This is a genomic window from Alteromonas sp. 4NS20-0143, from assembly GCF_057542855.1.
In genome coordinates this window covers 1-26,281 of sequence record NZ_BAAJLR010000003.1, presented here as the reverse complement: position 1 = coordinate 26,281, position 26,281 = coordinate 1, and the positions used below count along the sequence as shown (strand labels likewise).

The following is a 26,281-nucleotide window of genomic DNA, read 5'->3' as shown; positions in this document are numbered from 1 at the left end:
TAAAAGCCCGCATTATTGCGGGCTTTTTCGTATCTATTTCTTTTTTTAGCGCTAGAGTTTATAACTCTGAAAGCCCAGTTGTTAAAAGCTCAGTTGCTAAAAGCTATGCCAAAAACTGAGAAGCGCTGGCTACAATGCCTTTTGCATCCAATCCGTGCTCTTCGTACATTTCTTGCTGCGTGCCTTGCAAAATGAAACTATCAGGAAGACCAAGCATCTTAACTCGCTTCATTACACCGTGTTGCTGAAGGTGTTCGATAACCGCGCTACCAGCACCGCCCATGATACAACCGTCTTCAAGTGTCAGAAGTACATCATGCTCTTGTGCAGCCTTTAAAACAGCATCGCCATCAAGGGGCTTGATAAAGCGCATATCAATAACGGTTGCGTCGACGGCCTCTGCCGCCTCAAGTGCATTTGGGAGCAAGCACCCAAAGTTAAGAATGGCGACGCGCTGGCTTTCCTTGGCCTTACTTTCTCGACAAGTGCGTGATTTTCCTATCTCTAGTGCTGTCATTACTTTGTCGGGCGTTACGCCCATGCCTGAGCCACGAGGATAGCGTACGGCAGCTGGCTGGTTACCTAAATGGCCTGTGTATAGCATTTGGCGGCATTCGTTTTCGTCTGAGGGCGCCATTACAATGAGATTTGGAATACAGCGTAAAAACGCGATATCAAATGCGCCCTGATGAGTAGGGCCGTCAGCACCCACAATACCGGCTCTGTCTATAGCAAAAAGCACGGGTAAATTCTGTATGGCTACATCGTGAATAAGCTGGTCGTAAGCTCGCTGAAGAAACGTAGAGTAAATAGCTACAACTGCATTGAGGCCTTCTTTGGCTAAACCTGCACCAAAGGTCACGGCGTGCTGTTCTGCAATGGCAACGTCAAAGTATTGCTCGGGATATTGCTGAGAAAATGCCACCATGCCCGAGCCTTCACGCATAGCTGGCGTTACCGCCATGAGTTTGGGATCTTCGGCCGCCATATCACACAGCCACTCGCCAAATATAGCGGAGTAGGTGGGTGCGGTTGCTTTTGATTTTGGTAGTGCGTTATCGGCAGGGTTAAACTTAGGCACCGCGTGGAATTTAATTGGATCTTCTTCAGCAACCGCATAGCCCTTCCCCTTTTTGGTAACAACATGAAGAAGTTGAGGGCCTTCAAATTTTCGCATGTTGCGTAAGGTATCGACCACTGCGTTTACATCGTGCCCATCTATAGGACCAATGTAGTTAAAGCCAAGCTCTTCAAAGATAGTACCCGGAACAACCATTCCCTTAAGATGCTCTTCAGCTCTGCTAGCAAACTCTTTAATGGGTGGGACATTGCTTAATAGCTTCTTTCCGCCGTCGCGTATAGAGTTAAATAGGTTACCTGTTAACAGGCGCGCCAAATGGCTATTTAGGGCTCCTACGTTCTCAGAAATAGACATCTCGTTATCGTTGAGGATAACAACCATGTCTTTTTTGATATCACCTGCATGATTGAGCGCTTCAAAAGCCATACCCGCCGTCATAGCACCATCGCCAATGACCGATACAATCTTACGGCCCTTTGCTTCTTTCTCTGCAGCAACTGCCATACCCAAAGCAGCACTGATTGACGTAGAGGAGTGACCGACTGCAAATGTATCGTAGTCGCTCTCACTAGGCCAAGGGAAAGGGTGCAATCCGTCTTTTTGTCTAATGGTTGACATGCGATCTGCGCGCCCCGTAACTATTTTATGGGGGTAAGCTTGGTGGCCCACATCCCATATAAGACGGTCGAACGGCGTGTTATAGATATAATGAAGCGCCACGGTTAATTCCACCGTGCCTAAACCAGAAGCAAAATGTCCGCTACTTTGACTTACACAAGTCAGAAGGTACTCGCGAAGTTCATCGGCAAGTTCGCGCAGCTTCTCTTGAGGTAACTGCCTTAATTTGTCCGGCGTCTGCGCAAGGGCAAGCGTGGGGTAATGTTGGAGGTCTAAACTCATTTATTTATTATCTTTTTCAACATGGCGCGTGGCTAGTGGTCACGTTTTACCAAAAGCTCGCTAAACGCAATTAAACTGTCTGTATTGTAAGGTAATCGGGCTAAGGGTTGTAGTGCCTTTTGATGCAGCACTGCCAGTTCCTCTTTCGCACCATCTAATCCAAGCTTTGCAGGGAAGGTATTTTTTCCCTGGGCTTCATCAGAACCTGCCGGTTTCCCAAGAATCTCGTTACTACCTTCTACGTCCAAAATATCGTCTTGGACTTGAAATGCGAGGCCAATGTTGCTGGCGAACACCAAAAGGTCAGCTTCTGACTGCTTGTCTAAAGTGCCGCAAACAGTGGCAATCATCTCAACACAAGCGCGAAGCAGTGCACCGGTTTTAAGCCTATGAAGCATTTTTAATGCATCAATGTTTATGGTTTGCCCAGTGCTTGCTAAATCAATGGCTTGACCGCCACACATACCGTGATAGCCCGCACATTTTGCAAGTATGCTAAGCAGCCTTGCGCGTTTAGTATCGCCAAAATCGCTAAGCTCAGCGTCGGCGAGTATACTAAACCCAAGTGTTTGAAGTGCGTCGCCTGCGAGAATTGCTGTTGCTTCGTCAAAGGCGATATGACAAGTAGGCATGCCGCGTCGCAAGTCGTCATCGTCCATAGCGGGTAAATCATCGTGCACGAGTGAATAGGCGTGCACACACTCAATAGCCATGCTAATGGCCATTTGATCTTTCTTTGGTACGTCGAGAGTGTTGCCCACAACATGCACCAGTAGTGGTCGCATGCGCTTGCCGCCCGCCAGAAGGGCATGGCGCATGGCTGCCTTCAGTTGCGGTGCATAATCGGGAAGTTCTTCGATTAGTTTCAATAAAGACGCATCAGTTTGCTGCTTAACTTGCTGATGCAGAGCAGAGAAATTCATTAAATTACCTGTAGTTAAAAAGTGAGCAGATTAGGGCTGCTCACTCTCAGGGAGCGATTGAAGTGTTTCTTCGCCTTGTTCATTAAGCAGGATTTGTACTTTCTGCTCAGCAGTTTCAAGGGACTTTTGGCCTTGTCTAGAAAGCGCTATGCCGCGCTCAAATTTTTCCAATGCTTTATTTAGCGGCAAATCGCCGTTTTCCATTTCATCGACGATCGATTCCAATTCAGCAAGCGTTTCTTCAAACGTTGCGGTATCCGTTTTTTTTGTCATAAAAGTGCTCGATAATGGGCAAAATCACCATATGGCGCACATTAACGGACGGTAGCAGATGGGTCAAATGGTTTGTCCCAATATCGAACATCCGGCAGAGCGTCTGACCAAATGCTTGGCCTTGTCTCTTTGAGTTAGTAAAGACCAGTTTTACTCAGCGTCATTCATTCGTGTAGCAGCCTTCGAAGTGTCAACACTTGAGCCTGTCGAAGCTTGGGCGGCTTTGCACGTGTTGACCTTTGTTGCGAAAATATACAGGGAGGGTTAATACGCCCTAAATGGTAGTGATATAAAAGATTACTCAACAAACATTACACATAATGAAGTTAGGCTATACATACTATTAGCGACCTAGATAGTTATCGCTATCAACAAAGTCATTAAATATTTACTATTGCGTAAAAGACAGGAGATATTTGTGATATTTTTCAACAATGTTGTTATAGATTTTCTATACTTTGCCGATAGAATCAGAGTATATCACTAGTACTAGCTGCATATTTAAGAGGAAGAGTGAGTGGATTTAGCAACCGTAATAGGCATGTTGGGAGCCATCGGCTTTATCGTAATGGCGATGTTGATGGGCGGTACCATGAGTATGTTTATCAACGTGCCTTCACTTCTTATCGTATTCGGTGGAAGCTTGTTTGTTGTTTTATCTCAGTTCACGTTGGGCCAATTCTTTGGTGCAGGTAAAGTGGCTGGTAAAGCCTTTATGTTTAAAATCGATACGCCAGAAGAGCTTATCGAGAAAATTGTAGAAATGGCTGATGCAGCCCGCAAAGGTGGTTTCTTAGCCCTAGAAGAAGCAGAAATAAGTAACGAATTTATGCAAAAAGGCGTCGACATGCTCGTTGACGGTCACGACATTGAGGTAGTAAGAGAAACGCTGTCAAAAGACATTAAGATGACAACCGACCGACATGAGTTTGGGGCAACTATCTTTAAAGGTATGGGCGACGTTGCGCCAGCAATGGGAATGATAGGAACGCTTATAGGCTTGGTGGCCATGCTCTCTAACATGGACGACCCTAAATCTATCGGCCCGGCCATGGCGGTTGCACTACTTACCACTCTCTACGGCGCCTTCTTTGCTAACATTATATGCTTGCCTATCGCGGTTAAATTATCTAACCGGGCACTTGAAGAAAAACTGAATCAAAGCCTTATTCTAGACGGAATTGTAGGTATAGCCGATGGTCAAAACCCTCGCGTTATCGATGGCATCTTGAAAAATTACCTAGCGGCGAGCAAGCGCAGTACAGGTGAGGAAGAGTAATGGCTGAAGAAGAATGTCCTAAGTGCCCACCCGAAGGCCTCCCAGCGTGGATGGGGACATTTGCCGATTTAATGTCGTTGCTGATGTGCTTCTTTGTACTGCTTCTTTCATTTTCAGAAATGGATGTTCTTAAGTTTAAGCAAATAGCAGGCTCTATGAGTTTTGCGTTTGGTGTGCAAAACAAGATAGAAGTGAAAGATATTCCAAAAGGCACCAGCGTTATTGCGATGGAGTTTAGACCGGGAAAGCCAGATCCTACGCCAATTGAAACCATTCAACAGCAAACCATTGAAATGACGCAGCAGATGCTGGAGTTTCAAGCAGGTGATGAAGACTCTGCTGGGGGCAGGCAGAAACAACGCGGCGAACAACGAGGCGGCCAAGCGCAGCAAACTGCAACAGACTCGTCCTCCTCCGCATCGCAAAGCTCAGAGGAGTCTCAGACGGCTGAGTTAATGAAAAAAGTGGCCCAGCAGCTTCAAAAACAAATTCTCGATGGCTCAATTGAGATGGAGTCGTTAGGTCAACAGCTTACCATTCGCATACGTGAAAACGGTTCGTTTTCAGCGGGCTCTGCGTTCTTACAGCCACAGTTTCAGCCTGTTATTCGTAAAATCGGAACACTGCTGGCAGATGTACCAGGTGAGATAGCCATATCCGGCCACAGTGACGGGCAACATATCGCAAACGAGCTGTACCGCTCGAACTGGGACTTGTCTGCTCAGCGAGCCGTTGCTGTTGCTGAGGCCATGCGAACTGCACCTGGCTTCGACGAAAGCCGCATGTCGGTAGTAGGGATGGCCGATACCAATCCTATTGTGGAAAATGCCACATCAGCATCCGATAGGGCAAGAAATAGACGGGTTGAGATTAATATAAACCAAGGCGAGCCTATGATTTCAAAACCTATTTCCGTCATCGATGATTAGGGTGACTGATGTCAGATAAGGCTCTCAAATAAGCTTTTTAATTGAGTCTTTCATTTAAGCCTTTCAATTAAGACTGCCAAATAAAACCGACACTCATCGTTTGATTGTTCAATCGATAAACGCCAGTTGATAAAGGTCAGTTGATAAAAGCCAGATGGTAAAAGTCAGAAAAAAATTCGTTGAGAAAAAGACAGAAAAAAACGACGCAATTGCGTCGTTTTTTGTTTGCCAGGCCTGTAAATTTGGCCTCACTCTTATTCTAATTAATTTCCGCGGGCCAATAAGTCTCTGTATTGAGGCTTGGAAATAACAAGCTGTACCGTACTAATAGTTCTCTCCAAAAAGCCACCTTCGCAATACTTGAGATAGTAGGTCCACATGCGAACAAAACGTTCATCATATCCGTCTTGAAGCAAGTCATCTTTTGCAGCGATAAATGCTTCGTACCAGTGATTTAGTGTTTTTGCATAATCGATACCGATATCGTGCAAGTCTCTGATCATCATGTCTGAATGCTTTTTAAGATGGGCATTAAGTTGATACTGAGAAGGTAAAAAGCCACCTGGGAAAATGTATTTCTGAATGAAGTCTACGCTCTTTGAATAGCTCTCATAGCGTCTATCATCAATGGTAATTGACTGTAAAAGCATAAGACCGTTTTCTTTAAGCAGGGACGAGCACTTTTCGAAGAAATTACCCAAAAACGAACGACCCACTGCTTCTATCATTTCAATCGAAACAAGTTTGTCGTACTTACCTTCTAATAATCGGTAGTCTTTTTTGAGAAGCGTCACTTTATCTTGCAGTTGTTCTCGCGCAATCCAGTCTTCTGCCCACGCATATTGCTCTTCAGATATTGTGGTCGTGGTGACTTTACAGCCATAATGCTTCGCTGCATATACTGCCAATCCACCCCAGCCTGTGCCAATCTCTAAAAGATGGTCATTTTCATTGAGCTTAAGCTTGTCGCATATGGTTTTAAGCTTATGATTCTGTGCTTCGTTTAACGAGGCGTTTGGGTCTGGATAAACTGCTGATGAGTACATCATTGTACCATCGAGAAAGCGGGTATAGAGTTTGTTGCCCAGGTCGTAGTGGGCTTCAATATTCTTTTTGGCTTGGCTAGTGGTGTTGCGGCGTGCAAAGTGCTGTAACTTCATCACGGGCATTGTAAGCCACTTAAACTTATTCTCCCACTCATCGAGTGTGGGCAGGTTACGTGCGAACACCTGCACCACAGCGGTCACGTCGTTACTGTCCCAATGACCATCCATGTAGGCTTCGCCGGCACCAACACTGCCACCAAGCAAAAGGCTTCGATAAGCTTTTACGTCTTTAATATTAACAACGGCCGATAATTCATCCTGCTCGTTGCCAAACGTTGCAATAGTGTCGCCATTTTCTTGAATAGTAAGGTTACCAAGGGGGAGGTGCTTCAAACATTTAAGAAACAGCGTTCTACAGGTTTTGTCTACAAACGAAACCTCTGATGTAGAGAGTAATACAGATTCACCAAAAGACATTTTTTATTTTTCCTGACTCTTTTCTGGGTGTGTATATAAAGGCGTCTTTTTTATAAATAGCATAAGTGCTTGCCAATATATTCCCAATACAGTTTTCATTGTCATACTAGGTATACGTCTCATTACTTTAGTTAGATTCGCATTATCTAAAGTAAATTTGTTTAAATTTATTCCCGCACAGAATTCTTTGTCTGCTCTAACGCAATCCATCACCAATGATAGCTTATCTGAAGGTTGCGTTATGCGCCATTTATACGTCATGTCCATTGGGTTAAATGGAGACACATGGAAGGCTTTAGGCGTATCTTCTTGTGTCGATAAATCGACTAAGTAATAGTGCCTTTCATTCCACGGTGTATTGCTGACTTCCGCAAGCATGTGGCTAAACGAGCCGTCACTTTGCCTGAGATAGTAAAAATTCACAGGGCTAAAGTACAGCCCCCACATGCGCAATTGTCCCAACATAAATACGTCGCCATCTAACGCGATGTCGCCGTTTAACGATGTCATCTTTTCAAGCACTGCGTCTTTTAAAGGTTTCCCATCATCGCTTAAGTAATCACTGCGTTTAAACCGTGCTCTCGCCCACTTGCGAATTGAAAAATGTGTTAAATTCTCTGATAACGCGTTGAGTTCTGACTCGTCTAGTTTCAACCAAAATAAATAAATGTCGTAAACAAATTTGTGCTTCGTTGGCTTAAAGCGTTCGTGATAAACACTGCCTTTGTATATTGCACTTTCTATATGCATTGCCGTCACAGTGTCTCACCGAAACGCTTACATACGTCTAAGGCGCTCACTACACCGTCTTCATGAAAGCCGTTGTACCAATATGCACCACAAAAATGTAAATTATCAACGCCACAAATTTCAGAACGGCGCTGTTGTGCATTAACCATGTCAGCGCTGTATTGAGGATGAGAGTATCGATACTCGCCAAGAATTTTGCTTCTATCTATTTCACTCGTGTTATTCAGCGTGACTGAATAGGTGTTTTTTGCAGTTAGGCGCTGAAGAATATTCATGTCATAAGTGACAGACGCGGGGCGCATTTCTTCTGTTGCGTCTTCTTTAAGACGATAATTCCAGCTAGCCCATGCTAATTTACGCTTTGGCAATTGCCCAATATCTTTGTGCATAACCACGTCATTCTCGCCGTACGGTATATTGCCCAAAATATCTTTGTGTGAGGCCGTTGCATTATCCAGCATGGCTAATGCTTGGTCGCTGTGACAGGCAAATACCACGTCGTCGAAATGTGCCACGCCACCTTTTGCATCGGTAACGGACCATAGCTCGCCGTCTTTAGTCACTTTGTTGACACCACAAGACAACTTTATCTTCGATTCAAAAGGAGCGATTAACGGCGCAATATACTGACTAGAACCACCAACGATGGTGTACCACTGTGGTCTGTCGGTAATGTTGAGGAGACCGTGGTTATTAAAAAACTGCAGGAAAAAGGTAAGGGGAAAGCGGCGCGTTTGCTCAAGGCTGCTCGACCAAATAGCGGCGCACATTGGCAAAATATAATAACGAGCGAAATCATCGCTTAACCCTAACTCGTCAATAATGTCTTGTAGCGTAAGGGCAGAGGTATCTCTCTTTTCGGCCACCATTGACTTACAGGCTTTATTGAACTTGAGAATATCGCGAACGATGCGCCAGAATTTAGGGCGAAGAATATTTCTCCGCTGCGCGAAAAGACTATTAATTGTGTTGCCATTATATTCAAGGTTGGCTTTTTTGCTGGTAACAGAAAAGCTCATTTCAGTTGGCTGACACTTTACGCCAAGGGTGGTCATCAGTTTAATAAAGTTAGGGTATGTCCAATCATTGAAAACAATAAAGCCGGTATCGATGTTGTGGGTTTCACCTTCATCCACAATAGCTTTTGTTGCTGTGTGGCCGCCAATGTAATCATTTGCTTCATAAACAGTGATGTCGTTTTTCTTATTTAAAAGGTGAGCACATGTTAAACCTGCGATACCTGTACCCACGATTGCTACTTTTCTTGTCATTATTATATTTCTCTTAAACTACTTATTTGTCGTTGCGCATGGATAGGGACAATCGCTTTTGCAGACCTGATGGTAATACATTCATGAACCTTAATATATAGCCAAACATTCTCGGAAAAAAGATCGTACGTTTATCGCTTTCAATCCCTTTCAACATACTTTCGGCCGCTTCTTGAGCCGTTATTTTCATTGGCATATCAAAATCATTCTTTTCTGTTAACGGCGTTTCTACAAAACCAGGCGACACAGCTTGTACTTTGACGCCCCTGTCGTGCAAGTCTACTTCAAGACTTTTCGTAAAATAGTGCAATGCTGCTTTACTCGCGCCATAGGCTTGTGAACGAGTAAAGGGAAGCAATCTAGCCATACTATCTACAATCACTAAGGTCTTACCTGCCTTCAGGTTATGGATGAAGGCATCCACGCAGTTAACTACACCGAAAAAATTAGGTTCGAATACTCTGCGAAACATATCGGATTCAAATTGATCTATATCGACATACTCACAGGTACCCGCATTTAACACTGCGATATCAAACTGAATGTCTTTTAGCGCATTTTTAGTATCATCAAGTGATGACACGTCAAATTGACATGAAGTGATGTTCTCATGGCGTGCTAACTCATTGAGCGCTTCTTCATTTCTGCCGCACGCAATTACTTCGTAACCCTTTTGAGCTGCATGTTCAGCAAGTGCTTTTCCGATCCCCGATGTTGCTCCGGTAATTAGCAATGTTGTCATTTGGCCAGCCTTCCTTTTATCTTCTTAATCACGAAACCTAATAAAGGTACGTGTTCATAGACCATTTCGCCCAAATCGTAATAATCCTTGTGATAAACAATGATGTCGTCTTTCACTCCTAGTTGAGTGGTTCCATCTAAAGTAATAACCTTATCGCTTCCTTTTAAGGTTAAGGTCATTGTCCAATTTGCAATATGTGTAACGTTACACTTTGAGGGCGCACATTCTAGTATGTTAGCGATATCGAACTTACAGGTCTCGGCTTGCTCAAGAAGATTACTGAAATATGACTTCACCGCATCAAGACCTCGGTGGGTGGTGATAGGATCAATGAATACGATATTTTGTGAATAAATCTCATTAAGATCCTCGGTGGATATTTTACAAATATCTGTGTAAATTTTACAAAATCGTTGAATGACTTCCATACTAAATCCTCTGCACGCCTTGGCATGTCTACTTCTCAGGTAATAGGTTCTGATCAAATAAATCAATATATGACTTATCTTATACAGCCCGTGTACCAGTGTTAGTGTGCTATTAGTGCGCAAGGTTCAGCGCTACTGTGTTCGTGTGTTTTCTTATTATAAAGAATGACTCGTTACAAAAGATGACACAAGCTCTTGAATTTAATTAACTCTTTCTAATGTAAAAGTCGATGAACTTATCAACATTACCGCTTCTGCTAGAGATTAGATCAAGAGTAAAAAAGACAGTGTGAAAATATTTCTCATATGGATCCAATTCATACCCACTACCGTAACTCTTTATGTATTCTTGGAAGTGTGGTGTATGAGTAATAATCGTTTTCCCTTATTCCCATTGTCTGCCCATCTGTTACCAGAGGGTAGAATGGCGTTACGAATTTTTGAGCCCAGATATGTGCGCATGGTTAAAGAGGCATGCGCCGAAAACAAAGGGTTTGTTATGTGTATGTTAAATGCCAACGGCGATAAGTCGGCGAATGAACATATACATAAAATAGGTACGTACGCCACGGTGGTCGACTTTGATATGCTTGACGATGGCTTGCTTGGCATAAAGGTTGCTGGTTCTCATCTAGTTGAGGTCGAAGACATTGCTGTCGAGCATGATGAATTGAGAACGGGGGTGTGTAATCCCATCGATTCATGGAACTGTGACCTATCAACTCAACAAATAGCGCCTATGGACGAGCGACTTAAAGAAATATTCGGGAATTATGAAGAGTTAGCATCGTTATACGATGAGCCGAAATTTGATAGTCCGAACTGGGTATTAAATAGATGGCTAGAACTATTACCGGTAGACGGTTCGCAAAAGCAGCATTTTCTCGAACAACGAGAATGCACTAACTTGCTAAAGTATCTGTCTACATTAATAGGTTAATGCGTCATTTGAACAACATGACAGCTTCATTACAAAATCGTAACGCGAAAAGTGCGATTTCTCCGAACGTTTTAAGTCAAAAAGCCGTAGTATGATGCAACCAAAACGGAAAAGCGGACGAATATTATGTTAGTTGGAATTCCATTGGAACAAAGCAATAGCACAATCAAACCAAAAGAATGTGCTACCGAAATGTCTGAATACCTTGTAGCGGTTGCTGACGCTCGCTGTAAACGCTCATTTTCTCGAGTTTTTAATTATTTTGCACCTCGCCTTCGCTCTTACGCATTAAAACAAATGGGTAATGAGGCCTTAGCGATGGAGCTAGTGCAAGACACAATGTCTAATGTGTGGCAAAAAGCCCACCTTTTTAATGCTGAAAAGGGGTCGCCATCTACATGGATATTCACAATTGCACGAAACATACGTTTCGATATGCTGCGCAAGCTACAAAACAGAAAAGAAGACGTATGCTCTGATGACTTGTGGCCAGTATTGTGTGAACAAACTGCAGATTTAAACGAAGCTCCCCTTGACGAGCAAGTTACGCTCGAGCAAATTGGGTATATGTTTGAAGCGTTACCGGTTAAACAAAAAGCAGTAATTGAAGCTATCTATATAGATGGCAAATCTCAGCAAGAAGTTGCAAATGAACTATCTATTCCATTAGGTACAGTGAAGTCGAGAACTCGACTAGCACTTCAACGTTTAAAAGGTATGCTGAACGACAATGATTAAGTTTCACCCAAGTCCTCAACAGATTACAGAATTCGTTGAGGGCAGTCTTACGCCAGCTGTATCGCTATTGGTGTCTGCACACTGTGACATGTGTGAGCAGTGTCAAATGCGAATTGAAAGCGAAACTGAAAGCCTAGCGGCTGACATGGTGTTAGAAATAGAAGAAAGTTTTGACGAGTCCGCTCAGTTCGGCGATATGTTGTCTCAAATAACGCAGGCACCGTCGTCAATAGAGTCTGATGCTAGAACACCAAAAGAGACGAGCAGCTTCAAAGAGAGGTCGGTAACGATTGAGCTAGATGGTCGTACCTTTAAATTACCACGTACACTGCATCGCTATATCGACAAAACGGGCAATTGGTCCAGTTTGGTCGGAAAGCTTTGGCAAGCACCTGTTGATTTAGGTAATCAAGGTGTGGCGAACTTTATCTTTATGGGCAGTGGCGGAAGTGTTCCTGAGCATACCCACAGAGGTACTGAGTATACGTTGGTTATCGACGGTGAATTTAGTGATGGTTTAGCTAATTACGATACTGGCGATTTCATTTTTATGGATGGTAATAAGACCCACACCCCTAAGTCGGATACGAAGGAAGGGTGTTTGGTTTTCAGTATTGTGGATCAGCCATTACACTTCACGTCAGGTTTAGCTCGATTGCTCAACCCGTTCAGTCATCTGTTCTTCAGATAGGCTAGAAAAAGCTCCAACAAATAAAAAACGCACCGATGGTGCGTTTTTTTTGCTTTGAGCTAGTGGATGTTAGCAGCAACCTTATCAGCTGATAAAGTCGCTTTCTGGGAAGTTCAGTTTCAACGTCTTCATAGCGTTTAAACGCAAGTCATCCAATCCAAGTTGTTCGTAACTCGACACCATTATCTCAAGGGCGTCCTTCACCTGAGTTGTATCAGGAAAGTGTTCAATGACATACCTACCGCGATTCGCTGCTGCTACGTAAGCCTGGCGGCGCATGTAGAAACGAGCAATAGCAATTTCATATCTGGCTAGTCTGTCTTTAATGTGCAGCATGCGCTTTTTAGCATCAGGAGCGTATTTGCTGTTCGGGTATTGTTCAATTAGCCGTCTGAAATCTTCAAATGCTTGACGAGATTTTGATGGGTCTCTATCCGAGCGGTCAATTGTCAGCAGTTCTTGAAAAAGATTGCTGTCTGATTCCATATTCGTTAACCCGCGCATATAGTACGCATAATCTACATCTGAATGATTAGGGTTAAGGCGAATAAAGCGGTCAACTGTCGCCAATGTTTCGTCAATTTTACCCGACTTGTAATAACTGTAGATAAGATCGAGTTGAACCTGGTGAGACAATGGGCCAAAAGGATAGCGAGAATCTAGTGCGCTAAGCGTTTGGGCAGCGGCGCTAAAATTGCCCACTTCCATGCTTTCAGAAGCTCTGTCGTAAAGTTGTTGTGCACCCATGTTTGCAAGTACAATTTTTTCCTCTTCAGATTCTGAAGAGCTGCAACCCGTTAAGGTCACCATAGCGCCTAGGAAAACTGGCGCTAAAAGACGAAATGATTTCATAATAATTCTATATTCCTGCTAAACAGTTTTAATACTTCGCTGTCTACGCTCATGTGTTAAACAACAACACGTTGCCCGCATTCTAACGTACTAACGATGAGAAAAACCATACAAATTCGCAAACAACGCAGTGTACAGGGTGAATACTTGTTATAATACCCTTTTTACACGCAATGTTAGGTGTCATGACGCAAGTGCCAAACACAATTCAATTAGAGGCTTCAACACAAGCCGCCCATTTTGGTTTACGTTTAGATCAGGCTTTGGCCGATTTGTTCCCTGAATATTCACGTTCAAAGTTAAAAACTTGGATTCAGGATGGCAACGTTGCAGTAAATGGCGAGGTTATCACGGTTCCACGCCATAAAATGCAAATAGACGAAGTTATTACCGTTCGCGCAGAAATGGATGTTCAGGTAACAAGTGTCGCTCAAGATATCGCTCTGAACATCGTTTTTGAAGATGAGCATATTTTGGTGATAAATAAACCTGCGGACTTAGTCGTTCATCCGGGGGCCGGAAATCCAAGCGGTACCGTGCTTAACGCGCTGCTTAACCACGTGCCCGACATCGATCGCGTTCCTCGTGCAGGTATTGTTCATCGCCTTGATAAGGACACTACGGGCCTGATGGTTATTGCGAAGACCGTACCAGCGCAAACCCATTTAGTCGACCAGCTTCAGCGTCGAGAGATGAGTAGGGAATACGAAGCAATTGCAATGGGTACCATGGTTGCTGGTGGTGTAGTGGATGAACCTATCGGTCGTCATGCAACCAAGCGCACGCACATGGCCGTAAGAGAAGATGGTAAACCCGCAATTACTCACTTTAGAGTGATTGAAAAGTTTCGAGCGTACACGCACATCCGCTTAAAGCTTGAAACAGGTAGAACTCATCAAATTCGTGTACATATGGCGCATTTGAAGCATCCTTTGCTAGGCGATCAAACTTATGGTGGACGCCCTCGGTTACCTAAAGGCGCATCTGAAAGCTTTATCGATGCATTGAGAGGTTTTCAGCGACAGGCTCTTCACGCGGCACAACTTTCGTTTTTCCACCCTGAAAGTGAAGAATGGATGACGTTCAAAGCACCGTTGCCCAACGACATGCAGTCGCTATTAGAAGCGGTTAGACAGGATACAAAAGACAATCCGGAAGACATGATTTAGCCACATGTCATCCGCTGAGCGTTTCATAATTCCAGAGTGCTTTCCCGATAATGTAGTGGCCTATACATCCACTCGATGTGGCGGTGTTAGCAATAAATCTCTAGTAGATAGCAGCGCCCAAGTAGGTAAAGGTAAATCTTCTCAAGGTAAAGCTACTCAGAGTAAAAGTGCTCAGGCTAAAACTGCTCAAGAAAATTCGGGCACAAGTGACTATCTGGGGCTCAACGTTGGGGCGCATGTGGGCGATGACATTATCAGCGTTCGCGAGAATCGCGCGCGCTTGCCACATAGCGATAAGATAACATGGTTAGAGCAAGTACATGGCAACACCGTTGCCACTTTGCCCACGCTATCTGTTGAAGCTGATGCCTCATTCTCTTCACGTTCGGCGCAATTTTGTGCGGTGATGACAGCAGACTGCGTACCGGTATTGATAAGCGATAATAGAGGAAGGGAAGTTGCAGCTATCCATGCCGGATGGAAGGGACTGGAAGCCACTATTATTGCTAATGCTGTAACGCACTTTTCTACTGACCCGTCGCAACTCATAGCGTGGATTGGCCCTGCCATTTGTGGACAGTGTTACGAGGTTAACGAAACGCTGGCCAACAAATTTTCTTATTACAAAAACTGCGTAACGCCAAAAAAACAAGCGGGTAAGTATCTGTTAGACCTACCTCACATAGCAAATCAGCAGTTAACACACCTTGGTATTAAACACGTTGAGCAAAGTCATTATTGTACCTATTGCCGCAGCGACTTGTTTTACTCCCATCGAAAAGCCACGCACAGCAATTACCAGGCTACAGGTCGAATTGTGAGTGTTATTGGCCTGCGTTAACTTTGCGCTCAATCAAGTTTTTCATCATCTTTGTCATTACTTACTTGAATCGTCATTCATAAGCTCCCATAAATAGACTATAAAGAAATATTCATTTTAAGGTTGAGGTTATGAGATTAGACAGATTTACCAGTAAATTTCAGCTCGCTATATCCGATGCTCAATCACTCGCATTGGGTCGAGACCATCAATATATCGAACCTGTCCACCTAATGACGGCCATGCTCAATCAGCAGGGCGGTTCAGTGCGACCATTGCTTGACCAAGCAAAAATTAACGTTAACGCACTGCGTTCTGCGTTAAGCCAGGCGATAGAAAGGCTTCCTCGCATTGAGGGTATTGGCGGTGAAGTCCAGTTAGGCAAAGACAGCGTTATCTTACTGAATATGTGTGACAAGATTGCACAGCAGCGCAAAGACGACTACATCACTTCTGAGATTTTTGTTGTTGCCGCCATAGACGATAAAGGTCGACTCGGTGAAATTTTAAGAAGCCTTAACGTGACCAAAGATATCGTAGAGGCAGCAATTGATGATATGCGCGGCGGTCAAACAGTTACCGACCCCAATGCTGAAGATGTGCGCCAGGCATTAGAAAAATTTACTACCGACCTTACCGAACGAGCGGAGCAGGGCAAACTTGACCCAGTCATCGGCAGAGACGATGAAATTCGCCGCACTGTTCAAGTGTTGCAGCGTCGTACAAAGAATAATCCGGTATTAATTGGTGAGCCAGGTGTGGGTAAAACGGCAATTGTCGAAGGCCTTGCACAGCGAATAATTAACGGCGAAGTTCCCGAAGGGCTTAAGAATAAGCGAGTTCTGTCTTTAGACATGGGAGCATTAATTGCTGGCGCTAAATACCGCGGTGAATTTGAAGAACGTTTAAAAGCGGTTCTTAATGAACTGTCGAAGGAAGAAGGACGAGTCATTCTCTTTATTGACGAGCTTCACACCATGGTTGGAGCCGGTAAAGGCGATGGCGCCATGGATGCAGGTAACATGCTTAAACCAGCGCTCGCTCGCGGGGAACTTCATTGTGTGGGAGCGACCACTCTCAATGAGTATCGTCAATACATAGAAAAAGATGCAGCATTAGAGCGCAGATTCCAAAAGGTATTAGTGGAAGAGCCAAGTGTTGAAGACACGATTGCTATATTGCGTGGCCTTAAAGAGCGTTACGAGCTCCATCACTCTGTTGATATTACCGACCCTGCTATCGTAGCGGCTGCAAGTTTGTCTCATCGTTATATAAGCGACAGACAGCTACCTGATAAAGCCATCGATTTAATTGACGAAGCCGCATCAAGTATTCGACTTCAAATAGATTCTAAGCCTGAAGATATGGACAGGCTTGAGCGTCGTATAATTCAATTAAAGCTAGAAGAGCAAGCGTTAGCAAAAGAGACGGACGATGCCAGTCATAAGCGCTTAGAAATGATAGAGCTTGAACGTGAGCAGGCGGAAACTAAATATGCGGCTTTCGAAAAAGTATGGCTTGATGAAAAAGATGCCATGCAGGGCACGCAGACAATAAAGTCTGAGCTCGAGCAAGCTAAATTAGATTTAGAGATAGCTCGTCGAGCATCCGATCTCAATCGTATGTCTGAGCTTCAATATGGGCGAATTCCAGAGCTTGAAGCTAAATTAGAGCACGCCGCTGAAAATGAAACCCGTGAAACCAAGCTTGTTAAGAACAAGGTAACAGACAACGAAATTGCAGATGTATTGTCTCGATGGACCGGCATCCCAGTATCTAAAATGTTAGAAGGTGAGCGAGATAAGTTATTGCGCATGGAAGATGTACTGCACAAACGAGTGGTAGGCCAAGAAGAAGCAGTGCACTCCGTATCTAATGCGATTCGTCGCTCTCGAGCAGGATTAGCAGACCCCGATAGACCAATTGGTTCCTTTTTGTTTCTAGGGCCTACGGGCGTAGGTAAAACTGAATTATGTAAAACGCTGGCCGGTTTTATGTTCGATACCGAAGACGCCATGATCAGAATAGATATGTCTGAATTTATGGAAAAGCACTCGGTTTCACGCTTAGTCGGTGCACCTCCTGGTTATGTTGGCTATGAAGAAGGAGGTTATTTAACCGAAGCCGTTCGCCGTAAGCCTTATTCAGTCATACTTTTAGATGAGGTGGAGAAAGCTCATCCTGATGTATTTAATATTCTGCTTCAAGTGCTTGATGATGGTCGACTAACAGATGGCCAAGGTCGCACGGTAGATTTTAAAAATACCGTAGTGATCATGACGTCTAATCTTGGTTCAGACGTCATTCAAGATAAGCACGATGAAAGCCAGTACGATGAAATGAAGTCGATGGTGATGAATGTGGTGGGCCAGCACTTCCGCCCTGAGTTTATAAACCGTGTTGATGACATTGTTGTATTTCATCCCTTGGGCAAAGAGCAGATAAAGGCGATTGCAAAAATACAGCTTGCATCATTAAGAGCGAGGCTTGCAGAGAAAGGGTATAAGCTCACCCTTACTGGCCGCGCAATGGACAAGCTAGCCGAAGCAGGTTTCGACCCTATCTTTGGGGCAAGGCCGCTTAAACGGGCGATTCAAATTCAAATAGAAAACCCGTTAGCGCAGCAATTGCTTTCAGGAGAGTTAGAGCCAGAGTCTACGGTTAAGATAGATGCCAACGATGAGAAATTGTTTATTGTGAATGAATAGGTAGCCGAATTTTTATTGAGTTAATGCTTTAAAAAAAACAGCTAAGCTAGCGCGGTAAACAACGAGCGGGTGTTGGTTAAACACCCGCTTTTTTGTGTCTGTATTTAATGGGCATCTTTGTGCTGAGGCGGTAGTATAGGAATTCATAAACAATGAAAGTGAAAAAAGAGCGGCAGTGAAAATAAACAGTATTATTGAACAGTTTCAAGGTGCGTTAGGTGATGACAGCGTGTCTGTAAACAGTAAAGTTACCGAGCACTACAGGACGGGCTGGCGTTCAGGCGGCGGTGATGCTATCGCTGTTCTTTTCCCTAAAACGCTTATGGAATATTGGGAAGCCCTTACAATTTGCGTAGCCGAAAAGTGCATTATTATCATGCAAGCGGCAAACACGGGGCTTACCGAAGGGTCTACGCCAAGTGGCAGTGATTACGATAGACCTGTAGTCGTCATCAACACATTAGCGATGAACGATATCGTTCTCATTAATAATGGTCAGCAAGCCATCAGCTTTCCTGGTGCGACTCTACACAAGCTTGAAAAGAAATTAGCACCATTGGGGCGGGCGCCACACTCTGTCATTGGCTCTTCATGTTTAGGAGCCTCAATAGTTGGGGGAATAGCCAATAATTCAGGCGGTGCACTGGTTAAGCGCGGTCCTGCGTATACTGAGCTATCGCTTTACGCCCATGTAGATAACAATGGCAAACTGGGGCTGGTCAATCATCTGGGCATTGAATTGGGTGACACGCCAGAAGACATAATTGCAAACCTTTCATCGGGCAATTTTGCGAAAGATAAAATACGGACTGATAAAAAAGCATCGGCCAGTGATTATGAAGAGATAGTACGAAATACTCACGCCGATACGCCTAGCCGCTTTAACGCAGACCCATCTCGTTTATTCGAGGCCAGCGGCTGCGCTGGCAAAATAGCCATTTTCGCTGTTGTTGTTGATACTTTTGAAGTACCTCAAGAAGAGCAAACCTTCTATATTGGCACTAATGATCCGTCGGTGTTAACGCAAATCAGACGGGACATGTTAGCTCAGTTCTCGCAACTTCCCGAAGTGGGGGAGTATTTGCATAGGGACATGTTCAACATTGCAGAAAAGTATGGAAAAGACACCTGCCTGTGTATTCATCACTTAGGTACAGCAGCACTTCCCAAATTATTTGCCGCTAAAGGCCGCATTGATGCGTTGCTTCGTCGTTCAACAGTGTTTCCTAACCTTTTAACCGACAAAGCAATGCAGCTGGCGGGTGGTCTTTTTCCTCAGTTTTTACCTAATTCTTTAACCCAATTTCGAGACCAGTACGAACACCATCTTATTCTTAAAATGAGTAATCAAGGAATAGAGGAAGCGAAGCGGTACTTAGGTAATCTTTTCGATACAGAGAAGAGAGAAGGCGCATTTATTATTTGCAATAAAGAGGAAGCGTCGAAAGCTTTCTTGTTGCGATTTGCTGCTGCAGGCGCAGCCATGCGTTATCAAACTCTTAACGAAGATAACGTAGGAGAAGTATTAGCCCTTGATATTGCACTTAGGCGCAACGATGAAAACTGGCTAGAAAGCTTACCTGAGCATATAAGTCGGCATATCGATAAAGCCTTATACTACGGTCACTTTTTTTGCCATGTCTTCCACCAAGACTATGTACTGAAAAAGGGGGCCGATGCTCAGCAGGTTAAGGCTGACATGCTAGCGCTGCTCGATAATCGCGGAGCAAAGTACCCAGCTGAGCATAATGTAGGGCATCTATATGGTGCAGAGGCTACATTACAACGCTTTTATCAAGAATTAGACCCCACCAATACGTTTAACCCGGGGATTGGCAAAATGGAAAAACACGCCCGTAACTGCGCATGTTGCGGGTAGTGTTTGTTATATGTTTGTATTGAATCAGGTAGCTCTTAATAGAAATTTGTTAAGCCAAGCCAAGCCAAGCCAAGCCAAGCCAAGACAAGCCAAAGCGCTAAAGCGAGAGCTGAAAAGCGCGTAATCAGCGTTCTATTATAAGCTCTCTAACAGTGCCTTGGCTTTAGGGCGCATGAAAAATGGGCGCTCTACATTTACCGCATATTCCAACTCCTTTTTCGCTTCATCAATACGACCTAACTTGGCAAGGGTAAACCCAAGGTGATAGCGAATGTTTGGATCCTTTGCGTCTCTAGCAAAAGCGTCTCGCAACATTTGTAAGCTTTGTTCATAATCACCCCGCAGTGCTTTTATATGGCCGTAGGTATTTAAAATGCTTGCTGAGTTTGGTTGTAGTTCATAGGCTTTTTGCGCATAGTTTCTCGCGGTCACCAGCGACGCTTCTATACTCATTATCGCTAATCGATTGTAAGCTTCAGCTGGGTTTAAAAGGTTAGGCTCTTTGACGAGTTCTTCATAGAGAGCCGTTGACTCCTCAAAATCACGAATAAAAAACAGATACTGCGCTAGTAAATTTTTGGCTAGTAGATTGTTAGTGTTTTCTTCGACCATTTTACGGGCCGTGTTTAGAAAAACTTCGACAAACTGTTCGTTAAGAGCATAGTTATAAATAGCGATAAACGCTTGGGCAAAACTTGGATCAATTGCTAATGCGCGCTTATAGGCGTTAACTGCGGACTCGCTTTTGCCCAGGTTAGCATTAAGCCTACCCGTTAAGAAATGATAGACCGGACTCTGTTGCTGTTCCTTCGAAATATTGGCAAGTAATCGTTTTGCTTTATCATTGCTTTGCAAATCTAACAATAAACTGGCGTAGCGTAGGGTCACAAATGTATTGCTATTGGCAATTTCATAGGCTCTTGCCATAGCAGCCTCTGCTGCCTCGTTATTACCTATGGCTCGAACCTGCTCCATGTAAGTGATTAACTTACCGGCATCGTCGTTGATAAAGTTGCGGACAATACTTAGTGTTTTCTCTGCATCAGCTCGCTCGTTGGTTTGTATTTGTAAGGCTGCCTTGCGAAGAAGGTAGTCAGCGTTATCAAAGTCGTCTTTTAGCAGAAGATCTAAATGATACAGCGCACTTTTGGTGTCGCCTTGTTGCTGATATAAAGATGAAACTCGTTCTCTTGCCGCCATGTTTGATGGTGATAGCGTAAGAATATCGAGATAAATTTGTTTAGCGTTATCTAACTCACCTTCTTTTGACAGGTTAAATGCCTTTAGCATCAATGTTTCATTGTGCTGAGGGGATAGCGTCAATAGCTCTTCGATAAGCTCATTAGACTGCTCGACATTGCCTAATCTACTCTGCGTGGCGGCTAAATTGAATTTCGCTGGGAATAACGTGGGGTTTTGTTCCAGCGCTTTTTCAATATTGGTTTTTGCTTCTTCCAGAAGTCCCTGACGGATTAAAATGCCGGCCTTCAAGTTATACACTTCCGCTTCATCCGGAAATAGGGTACCAAGGAGTTCTGCGCCACTAAGAGCTTTCTCGAATTTTTCGGCTTGTAAGTTCATTAGTGAGTAGGTAAATAAGAAGCCCGCGTTGTCACGGTACGCGGGTAGATTGTCTTCTAATATAGAAAGCGCTTCTTCTCGTTTGCCCCTTGCGGCCATCAGCTTAATTTTGAAAAGCTGTAACTTGCCTTCGTTAGGGTATTTATATTCTAAGTTTTGCAGTAAACGTTCTGCTTTAAACGCTTTGTTTTGGCTAATAAATAGATTGCCAAGCATAAGCGCTGAATCGGGGTCTTCCATAAGCGCTTCCTGATGGCGTTCAAGAAGTAGTAGCGCTTGCTTATCCTGCTGCGTGGCCATATAAACCTGACTTAGCATCAACACTGCTTGCAGATCGTCAGGTTCTTTTTGCAGGTAAGTGGTGAAATCCTTAGCTGCGGTTTCCATATTGTTATTGAAAAAGTTAGTCAGCCCACTGATATACAGCAGCATTGGCTGTGAGGTAATAAGGTCTGGGTCTAACTGCGCCATAAACTCATTGAGCTCTTTTAGCTTTTCATTGTCTATTGCTTGCTTATTGTCTCTGCTTTGCAGCCAGCTATTGAGCAAAATAGCAAGAGGATCATTCGGTGTATCTTCGATAATCTCGTCAACAAACAGTTTAGCGGTGTCGTAGTCTTTAGCTTCTAAATAAAGATCTACAAGATTACGCAAAGCAATTGGATCGTCTCGATTAAAGGTTAATGCTTTCTGTAAGTGTGCAGTTGCCGCATCCTTGTCGCCCTGACGATAAGCGAGTTGGCCTTTCAATCGCCACGTTATCGCATTCTCTGGCTCTGCATTCATCGCTCTGTTGATAAGCGTCGACGCCTTCGTTAAATCTTCGTTTTGTAGAGCAATGGAGGCTAAACCGTTTATCGCAGGCACAAAGTTGGGGACGCGAGATAACAATGCGTTGTAATCTTTAAGCGCACAAGCTTCATCCTCTAAACGAATGCAAGCCGTGGCGCGAATAAGCAGCCATTCTTGTTCAGAGTCACCAGAGAGCTTGTCAAGTTCGCTAAAATCGACGATATCTTGGTATTTGTTCAAAAACAGCCAGGTATTTCCTAGGGGCTCAGCGACTAAATTGATATCGGCCCCCATCTCTAATGCTTCAACAAACTCTATTTCTGCAGCGGTAAGGTAACCATTAATAAGTAGGATTTCTCCCATCAGAATTTTAGCGGCTAAATTTTCAGGGTCTTTTTGTAGGCTATTTTTAAGATGTATATAGGCTTCGTCATATTCACTTTGATTGAACGCAGTTAACGCCTTTTCGTAATCTTCTGATGTTGTGGCAAAACCGTTCACTGTTAAAAAAGAGGTGGCGATGACAGAGAAGAGAGCGCGTTTAACAAAGCGCTTTTTATTATTAAACAAGTTCATAGTTACCTTTGGGTTTGCCTTACTCAAGCATAAAAATAGCATAAAAAAAGGTGGCCTAAGCCACCTTTTAAAGATACGTGTTTTTTAACTGTTTTAAAACAATTAAGCGCGACGTTTGCGTCTGTAAAGCACTAAACCAAGACCTAAGCTCATTAATGCAAGAGCACCTGGTTCGCTAACGTCTGTTGTGGTAGTAGGAGTGTTATCTACAGAAAATTCAAGTGCAGATAATTTAAACCCAGAACCAGATATATCAGTTTCGCTTGTTGTCGGGTCAAAGAAAGTGTTATACGCACCCACCAACCAATATTTGGCTTCAGTGAACGTAGTAGGGTAGGTTACCGAGTAATTTCCTTTACCATTTGTACTTGATGATATTTTAGTATGGAACACAGACGTGATTGCATCTGAACTCGCAATGTCCGTCCAAGTTGTCTGTTTCGAACTAGTGCCTTTAAAGATATCTGCGCTATCGAAACCGACGACAGTAAGTTGGTTTTCGTTTCCTGCACCCGTTAAGTATTTGAACGATGTGTCTGTAAGAGTCACATTTTCACTAAAAGAGAAAAGGACCATATCAAAGTCAAACTTTATGTCGCTTTGATTGTTATCAATTGTATGCCAGTCGTCCAAACCATTACCGTGGTCTTTGTTCCTCATCGCGTAACCAAAGTCCGCCCCTGAGTAATCAAGCCCGTTTTGCTGAATCACTCTGTCGTCACCATCATCATCAGACCAATTGGTATCTGCCCAGGTTGAATAGGAGACAAATATGTCTGAGCCATTAACTTGAATCGAACTTGAGTTCGCGTCAATCGATCTGTGTACACCCTGACCTATCATGTCGTAGCGATATTCTTCGATGTGTGAGTCTGTGGCTGACACAAGTGTTGGAGAGCTTAGCAGAATCCCTGCTATTAATACTGAATTCAATTTATTCATTGATGAAACTACCCTGATGGTGGAGCAAAATTTTTATACTACTATGCATTGATAAGCATATTCTGTGCCAGGGCGTATATTGCTGAATATATTAGCTTTAATTAATTTTAGGAAATATTGCGTAAAAAAAACTGACAAGTCGGACCTGCCAGCTTCATCCTAAAGTCTAAATGCGGGATGCCTTGCGTTTTCTACGCCACATAACAAGCAATCCTGATCCTAAGAGCAGTCCCGCTGCACTGGGTTCACTTACGGCTGTGGTTTCAGTAGTGGAAGGGGAGTCATTAACAGAAAAGCCTACGCCGGTGAGCTTAAACGCATCATCGTAAGAGTTACCGCCAATATCTCCAAACACTGTGTTGTAAGCACCGACTAGCCAATACTTAGCGGAGGCACTTAACCCAAATTCTGACGTGTATTTGAAATGTGAGTCGGTAGTATCATATTTTATAATGTCATACGATGACGAAACAGCGTTGCTGACAATATCGCCCCAAGTGTTCGACCCAGAAGATAATGTATCTATATTGTCGAGAGCAGCAACTGATACTTGTGAATCATTTTGATTGTACACCCAAGAATAACTTGCTCCCGTAAGTGATACCGCTTCGTCGAATGAAAACAGAATAAAGTCAAAATCTTGCCAATTTCCGTTTTTCGTATTGATATTGTCGATTGCGTGATCTGGAGAGTTTCTTGACGATTCCCAGTCGCTATTCGTTACACCATATCCATAGTAATTAGAAATTTTATAGCTATCTGCACCTACAACAATGTCATCGTTATATCCATAGGTATCAGACCATCCACTAATAGCGATATTAACTCCGCCAATGGAAATTTTAGACGAGGACGCATCAGTACTTTCAACCATACCGTGATCCACTAAATTGTAAACATTCTCACCTAGAGGAGAATTACATTCACTTGAAGCCTCTTTTGACGTCATATTGCAATGTGAATAGTTTTTGTTGTTGTGATTTCCTGCCATTGCAGCATTTATTGCCAGCAGGCCGGTCGTGAGGATAGACATCTTTATTATCGAACTTAACCGCATTTCAATTTTCCTATATAAATTGAGAGGGACAAGTTCTCTCTGCGCTTTGCGCGAGGAACTTCAACATGGTTCGGTAATGGTAGATGTATCAAGATGATTGTTCGGTATGCGTTCGCATACTCTGTTATCTGCAATTTAATCGCCTGCGATTTCTCTATTCCTATGCGCGGCGTGATATATATGAAATAATTAACAAATAAGTAAGCTAAATTATGAGGACCTATGTCTGAACAAAAGCGTAAAGGGATATACTTACTTCCCAATTTACTAACTACTGCGGGTCTGTTTTCGGGCTTCTTTGCGGTTGTTTCATCAATGAATGGTCGATTCGAGGCTGCAGCGGTCGCTATCTTTATTGCCATGATATTTGACGGTTTAGATGGCCGAGTAGCAAGAATGACAAACACGCAAAGCGATTTTGGAGCCGAATATGACTCTATGGCTGATATGGTGTCATTCGGTATGGCGCCAGCATTAGTTGCTTACAATTGGGGGTTAACTGAATTAGGAAAACTAGGTTGGCTTGCCGCATTTGTCTATGTCGCTGGTGCTGCCTTAAGACTAGCGCGATTTAATACGCAGGTGGGTATTGCAGATAAACGGTTTTTCCAAGGCTTAGCAAGTCCAGCAGCGGCTGCGGTAGTATCGGGCTTGGTATGGGTTGGTGTTGAATACGACGTGGTCGGTACAGACTATGGTCTTGTTGTTGCAGCCGTTACCGGTCTGGCTGGGTTATTAATGGTGAGTAACTTTAAATATAACTCGTTCAAAGAAGTGAATTGGCACGGCAAAGTACCTTTCGTTGCATTATTGTTAGTGCTGCTTATATTTGTTGTTGTGGCAACAGAGCCAGCGTTGGTTCTCTTTATAGTGTTTGCGCTTTATGCGCTCGCTGGTCCAATCAATACATTTAGAACGGTAGATAAAGTTACCTTGGATGATGTTGTTGGAGACCATGAAGAAGATGCCGACTTTAAAAATGAGTCTAGCAATACGAATACTCAGTCTAACGATGACGATAAGGTTACATAGACGGGAGATGTGTTAGGCGCAGTGAAAGCCGTGAAAACGACACGGTTTGTGTTAAACACAGATGAACGGTTATCGTTATTGACAATAAATAGACAAAAAGATTAAAAAGCGACCACTTGGTCGCTTTTTTGCTTTGTATTTTAAGAAGGCTATTGACGGCGGGCTAGAGATAAGTAAAATGCGCATCCGCTTCGGGGGAAAAGCAAAACGACTTACCCAGCTCTTAGCAAGAGAAGCAAGTCTCTACTAACCTCTAAGGCCAGTAAAGGCGGGAGTTTCGAAGTAACATTTCAGAAAATAAAATTTCAAAAAGTGTTGACAGCAAAAACTTCCAGCGTATAATGCGCACCTCACTCAAACGGAGTGAGTCACCAAGAAGCAACGGCTTACGGTGAGGTTGCAGCA

At 43.6% G+C, this 26,281-nt stretch carries 22 protein-coding genes; 10 read left to right on the top strand and 12 right to left on the bottom strand.

The window, feature by feature from the left end; translation table 11 throughout:
• Positions 1–103 precede the first annotated feature (103 nt).
• From dxs to xseB, 3 genes are read right to left on the bottom strand one after another with little or no spacing between them, the layout of a single operon-like run.
• Entirely contained in the window at positions 104–1,981 is a 1,878-nt protein-coding gene (dxs, locus tag AC27HD_RS07380; protein ID WP_487104754.1) for a 1-deoxy-D-xylulose-5-phosphate synthase, read from the bottom strand.
• A 32-nt stretch (positions 1,982–2,013) separates the two neighbouring features.
• Positions 2,014–2,904 carry a farnesyl diphosphate synthase gene (locus AC27HD_RS07375; RefSeq protein WP_487104753.1) on the bottom strand — a complete coding sequence of 297 codons (891 nt, stop codon included), beginning with the start codon at positions 2,902–2,904 and terminating at the stop codon, positions 2,014–2,016.
• A 30-nt stretch (positions 2,905–2,934) separates the two neighbouring features.
• Positions 2,935–3,177, bottom strand: coding sequence for an exodeoxyribonuclease VII small subunit (gene xseB / locus AC27HD_RS07370; RefSeq protein ID WP_032096929.1), 243 nt, complete (start codon positions 3,175–3,177; stop codon positions 2,935–2,937).
• 517 nt (positions 3,178–3,694) lie between these two features.
• Here xseB and pomA point away from each other — a divergent pair.
• Together pomA and AC27HD_RS07360 are read left to right on the top strand one after the other, a co-directional pair.
• Positions 3,695–4,456, top strand: coding sequence for a flagellar motor protein PomA (pomA, locus tag AC27HD_RS07365; RefSeq protein ID WP_032096930.1), 762 nt, complete (start codon positions 3,695–3,697; stop codon positions 4,454–4,456).
• The gene (locus AC27HD_RS07360) at positions 4,456–5,385 is read left to right on the top strand and encodes a flagellar motor protein MotB (RefSeq protein WP_163105033.1); all 930 of its coding nucleotides are present in this window, start codon (positions 4,456–4,458) and stop codon (positions 5,383–5,385) included. The genes pomA and AC27HD_RS07360 overlap by 1 nt, the downstream gene beginning before the upstream one ends.
• A 263-nt stretch (positions 5,386–5,648) precedes the next feature.
• Here AC27HD_RS07360 and AC27HD_RS07355 read toward each other — a convergent pair whose 3' ends face one another.
• Genes AC27HD_RS07355 through AC27HD_RS07335 form a run of 5 tightly spaced genes read right to left on the bottom strand, consistent with a single transcriptional unit; the run spans position 5,649 to position 10,099 of the window.
• Positions 5,649–6,908 (bottom strand): class I SAM-dependent methyltransferase, encoded by a 1,260-nt coding sequence (locus AC27HD_RS07355; protein WP_487104750.1) that lies wholly within the window; start codon positions 6,906–6,908, stop codon positions 5,649–5,651.
• Between the two features lie 3 nt (positions 6,909–6,911).
• Positions 6,912–7,658, bottom strand: a complete 747-nt coding sequence (locus AC27HD_RS07350) for a DUF1365 domain-containing protein (RefSeq protein WP_487104749.1) — start codon at positions 7,656–7,658, stop codon at positions 6,912–6,914.
• Positions 7,659–7,663: 5 nt separating this feature from the next.
• Positions 7,664–8,929, bottom strand: a complete 1,266-nt coding sequence (locus AC27HD_RS07345; RefSeq protein ID WP_487104747.1) for an NAD(P)/FAD-dependent oxidoreductase — start codon at positions 8,927–8,929, stop codon at positions 7,664–7,666.
• Between the two features lie 22 nt (positions 8,930–8,951).
• The gene (locus AC27HD_RS07340) at positions 8,952–9,671 is read right to left on the bottom strand and encodes an SDR family NAD(P)-dependent oxidoreductase (protein ID WP_487104745.1); all 720 of its coding nucleotides are present in this window, start codon (positions 9,669–9,671) and stop codon (positions 8,952–8,954) included.
• A complete protein-coding gene (locus AC27HD_RS07335) occupies positions 9,668–10,099 on the bottom strand; it encodes a nuclear transport factor 2 family protein (RefSeq protein ID WP_487104743.1) in 432 nt (143 codons plus the stop codon). The genes AC27HD_RS07340 and AC27HD_RS07335 overlap by 4 nt, the downstream gene beginning before the upstream one ends.
• A 364-nt stretch (positions 10,100–10,463) precedes the next feature.
• Here AC27HD_RS07335 and AC27HD_RS07330 point away from each other — a divergent pair, with 364 nt between their 5' ends.
• From AC27HD_RS07330 to AC27HD_RS07320, 3 genes are all read left to right on the top strand, one after another.
• Complete coding sequence (locus AC27HD_RS07330) at positions 10,464–11,039, top strand: LON peptidase substrate-binding domain-containing protein (RefSeq protein WP_032096936.1); 576 nt, start codon at positions 10,464–10,466, stop codon at positions 11,037–11,039.
• Between the two features lie 126 nt (positions 11,040–11,165).
• Positions 11,166–11,777, top strand: coding sequence for a sigma-70 family RNA polymerase sigma factor (locus AC27HD_RS07325; RefSeq protein WP_032096937.1), 612 nt, complete (start codon positions 11,166–11,168; stop codon positions 11,775–11,777).
• Entirely contained in the window at positions 11,770–12,468 is a 699-nt protein-coding gene (locus AC27HD_RS07320; protein ID WP_487104741.1) for a ChrR family anti-sigma-E factor, read from the top strand. Before AC27HD_RS07325 ends, AC27HD_RS07320 begins: the two co-directional genes overlap by 8 nt.
• 84 nt (positions 12,469–12,552) lie before the next feature.
• Here the strand turns inward: AC27HD_RS07320 and AC27HD_RS07315 are convergent, their stop codons facing one another.
• Positions 12,553–13,320, bottom strand: coding sequence for an outer membrane protein assembly factor BamD (locus tag AC27HD_RS07315; RefSeq protein ID WP_032096939.1), 768 nt, complete (start codon positions 13,318–13,320; stop codon positions 12,553–12,555).
• 185 nt (positions 13,321–13,505) lie between these two features.
• Here AC27HD_RS07315 and rluD point away from each other — a divergent pair, with 185 nt between their 5' ends.
• The 4 genes from rluD (at position 13,506) to dld (ending at position 19,896) form a co-directional block, all read left to right on the top strand.
• Complete coding sequence (gene rluD, locus AC27HD_RS07310; protein WP_487104739.1) at positions 13,506–14,489, top strand: 23S rRNA pseudouridine(1911/1915/1917) synthase RluD; 984 nt, start codon at positions 13,506–13,508, stop codon at positions 14,487–14,489.
• A gap of 4 nt (positions 14,490–14,493) precedes the next feature.
• Positions 14,494–15,330: a peptidoglycan editing factor PgeF gene (gene pgeF / locus AC27HD_RS07305; protein WP_487104738.1), complete on the top strand. Its 837-nt coding sequence runs from the start codon at positions 14,494–14,496 to the stop codon at positions 15,328–15,330.
• 110 nt (positions 15,331–15,440) lie between these two features.
• A complete protein-coding gene (gene clpB / locus AC27HD_RS07300; RefSeq protein ID WP_487104736.1) occupies positions 15,441–18,017 on the top strand; it encodes an ATP-dependent chaperone ClpB in 2,577 nt (858 codons plus the stop codon).
• Between the two features lie 190 nt (positions 18,018–18,207).
• Positions 18,208–19,896, top strand: a complete 1,689-nt coding sequence (gene dld, locus AC27HD_RS07295; protein WP_487105538.1) for a D-lactate dehydrogenase — start codon at positions 18,208–18,210, stop codon at positions 19,894–19,896.
• 135 nt (positions 19,897–20,031) lie between these two features.
• Here the strand turns inward: dld and prsT are convergent, their stop codons facing one another.
• The 3 genes from prsT to xdp1 (AC27HD_RS07280) all read right to left on the bottom strand — a co-directional run bounded on the left by prsT (position 20,032) and on the right by xdp1 (AC27HD_RS07280) (position 24,844).
• Positions 20,032–22,845: an XrtA/PEP-CTERM system TPR-repeat protein PrsT gene (gene prsT / locus AC27HD_RS07290; RefSeq protein WP_487104734.1), complete on the bottom strand. Its 2,814-nt coding sequence runs from the start codon at positions 22,843–22,845 to the stop codon at positions 20,032–20,034.
• 102 nt (positions 22,846–22,947) lie between these two features.
• Positions 22,948–23,787: an exosortase-dependent surface protein XDP1 gene (xdp1, locus tag AC27HD_RS07285; RefSeq protein WP_487104732.1), complete on the bottom strand. Its 840-nt coding sequence runs from the start codon at positions 23,785–23,787 to the stop codon at positions 22,948–22,950.
• A gap of 166 nt (positions 23,788–23,953) precedes the next feature.
• Positions 23,954–24,844, bottom strand: a complete 891-nt coding sequence (xdp1, locus tag AC27HD_RS07280; protein WP_487104731.1) for an exosortase-dependent surface protein XDP1 — start codon at positions 24,842–24,844, stop codon at positions 23,954–23,956.
• Between the two features lie 222 nt (positions 24,845–25,066).
• Between xdp1 (AC27HD_RS07280) and pssA the strand changes: the two genes are divergently transcribed.
• Positions 25,067–25,876, top strand: a complete 810-nt coding sequence (gene pssA, locus AC27HD_RS07275) for a CDP-diacylglycerol--serine O-phosphatidyltransferase (protein WP_487104729.1) — start codon at positions 25,067–25,069, stop codon at positions 25,874–25,876.
• Positions 25,877–26,281 lie beyond the last annotated feature (405 nt).

Coding starts and splice junctions, on each gene's coding strand:
- xdp1 (WP_487104732.1), bottom strand. CDS start 23,787: ATGAATAAATTGAATTCAGTATTAATAGCAGGGATTCTGCTAAGCTCT.
- dxs (WP_487104754.1), bottom strand. CDS start 1,981: ATGAGTTTAGACCTCCAACATTACCCCACGCTTGCCCTTGCGCAGACG.
- AC27HD_RS07315 (WP_032096939.1), bottom strand. CDS start 13,320: ATGAAATCATTTCGTCTTTTAGCGCCAGTTTTCCTAGGCGCTATGGTG.
- AC27HD_RS07320 (WP_487104741.1), top strand. CDS start 11,770: ATGATTAAGTTTCACCCAAGTCCTCAACAGATTACAGAATTCGTTGAG.
- AC27HD_RS07355 (WP_487104750.1), bottom strand. CDS start 6,908: ATGTCTTTTGGTGAATCTGTATTACTCTCTACATCAGAGGTTTCGTTT.
- rluD (WP_487104739.1), top strand. CDS start 13,506: ATGACGCAAGTGCCAAACACAATTCAATTAGAGGCTTCAACACAAGCC.
- AC27HD_RS07325 (WP_032096937.1), top strand. CDS start 11,166: ATGTTAGTTGGAATTCCATTGGAACAAAGCAATAGCACAATCAAACCA.
- xdp1 (WP_487104731.1), bottom strand. CDS start 24,844: ATGCGGTTAAGTTCGATAATAAAGATGTCTATCCTCACGACCGGCCTG.
- AC27HD_RS07345 (WP_487104747.1), bottom strand. CDS start 8,929: ATGACAAGAAAAGTAGCAATCGTGGGTACAGGTATCGCAGGTTTAACA.
- AC27HD_RS07335 (WP_487104743.1), bottom strand. CDS start 10,099: ATGGAAGTCATTCAACGATTTTGTAAAATTTACACAGATATTTGTAAA.
- xseB (WP_032096929.1), bottom strand. CDS start 3,177: ATGACAAAAAAAACGGATACCGCAACGTTTGAAGAAACGCTTGCTGAA.
- AC27HD_RS07375 (WP_487104753.1), bottom strand. CDS start 2,904: ATGAATTTCTCTGCTCTGCATCAGCAAGTTAAGCAGCAAACTGATGCG.
- AC27HD_RS07330 (WP_032096936.1), top strand. CDS start 10,464: ATGAGTAATAATCGTTTTCCCTTATTCCCATTGTCTGCCCATCTGTTA.
- pgeF (WP_487104738.1), top strand. CDS start 14,494: ATGTCATCCGCTGAGCGTTTCATAATTCCAGAGTGCTTTCCCGATAAT.
- AC27HD_RS07350 (WP_487104749.1), bottom strand. CDS start 7,658: ATGCATATAGAAAGTGCAATATACAAAGGCAGTGTTTATCACGAACGC.
- prsT (WP_487104734.1), bottom strand. CDS start 22,845: ATGAACTTGTTTAATAATAAAAAGCGCTTTGTTAAACGCGCTCTCTTC.
- clpB (WP_487104736.1), top strand. CDS start 15,441: ATGAGATTAGACAGATTTACCAGTAAATTTCAGCTCGCTATATCCGAT.
- AC27HD_RS07340 (WP_487104745.1), bottom strand. CDS start 9,671: ATGACAACATTGCTAATTACCGGAGCAACATCGGGGATCGGAAAAGCA.
- AC27HD_RS07360 (WP_163105033.1), top strand. CDS start 4,456: ATGGCTGAAGAAGAATGTCCTAAGTGCCCACCCGAAGGCCTCCCAGCG.
- pssA (WP_487104729.1), top strand. CDS start 25,067: ATGTCTGAACAAAAGCGTAAAGGGATATACTTACTTCCCAATTTACTA.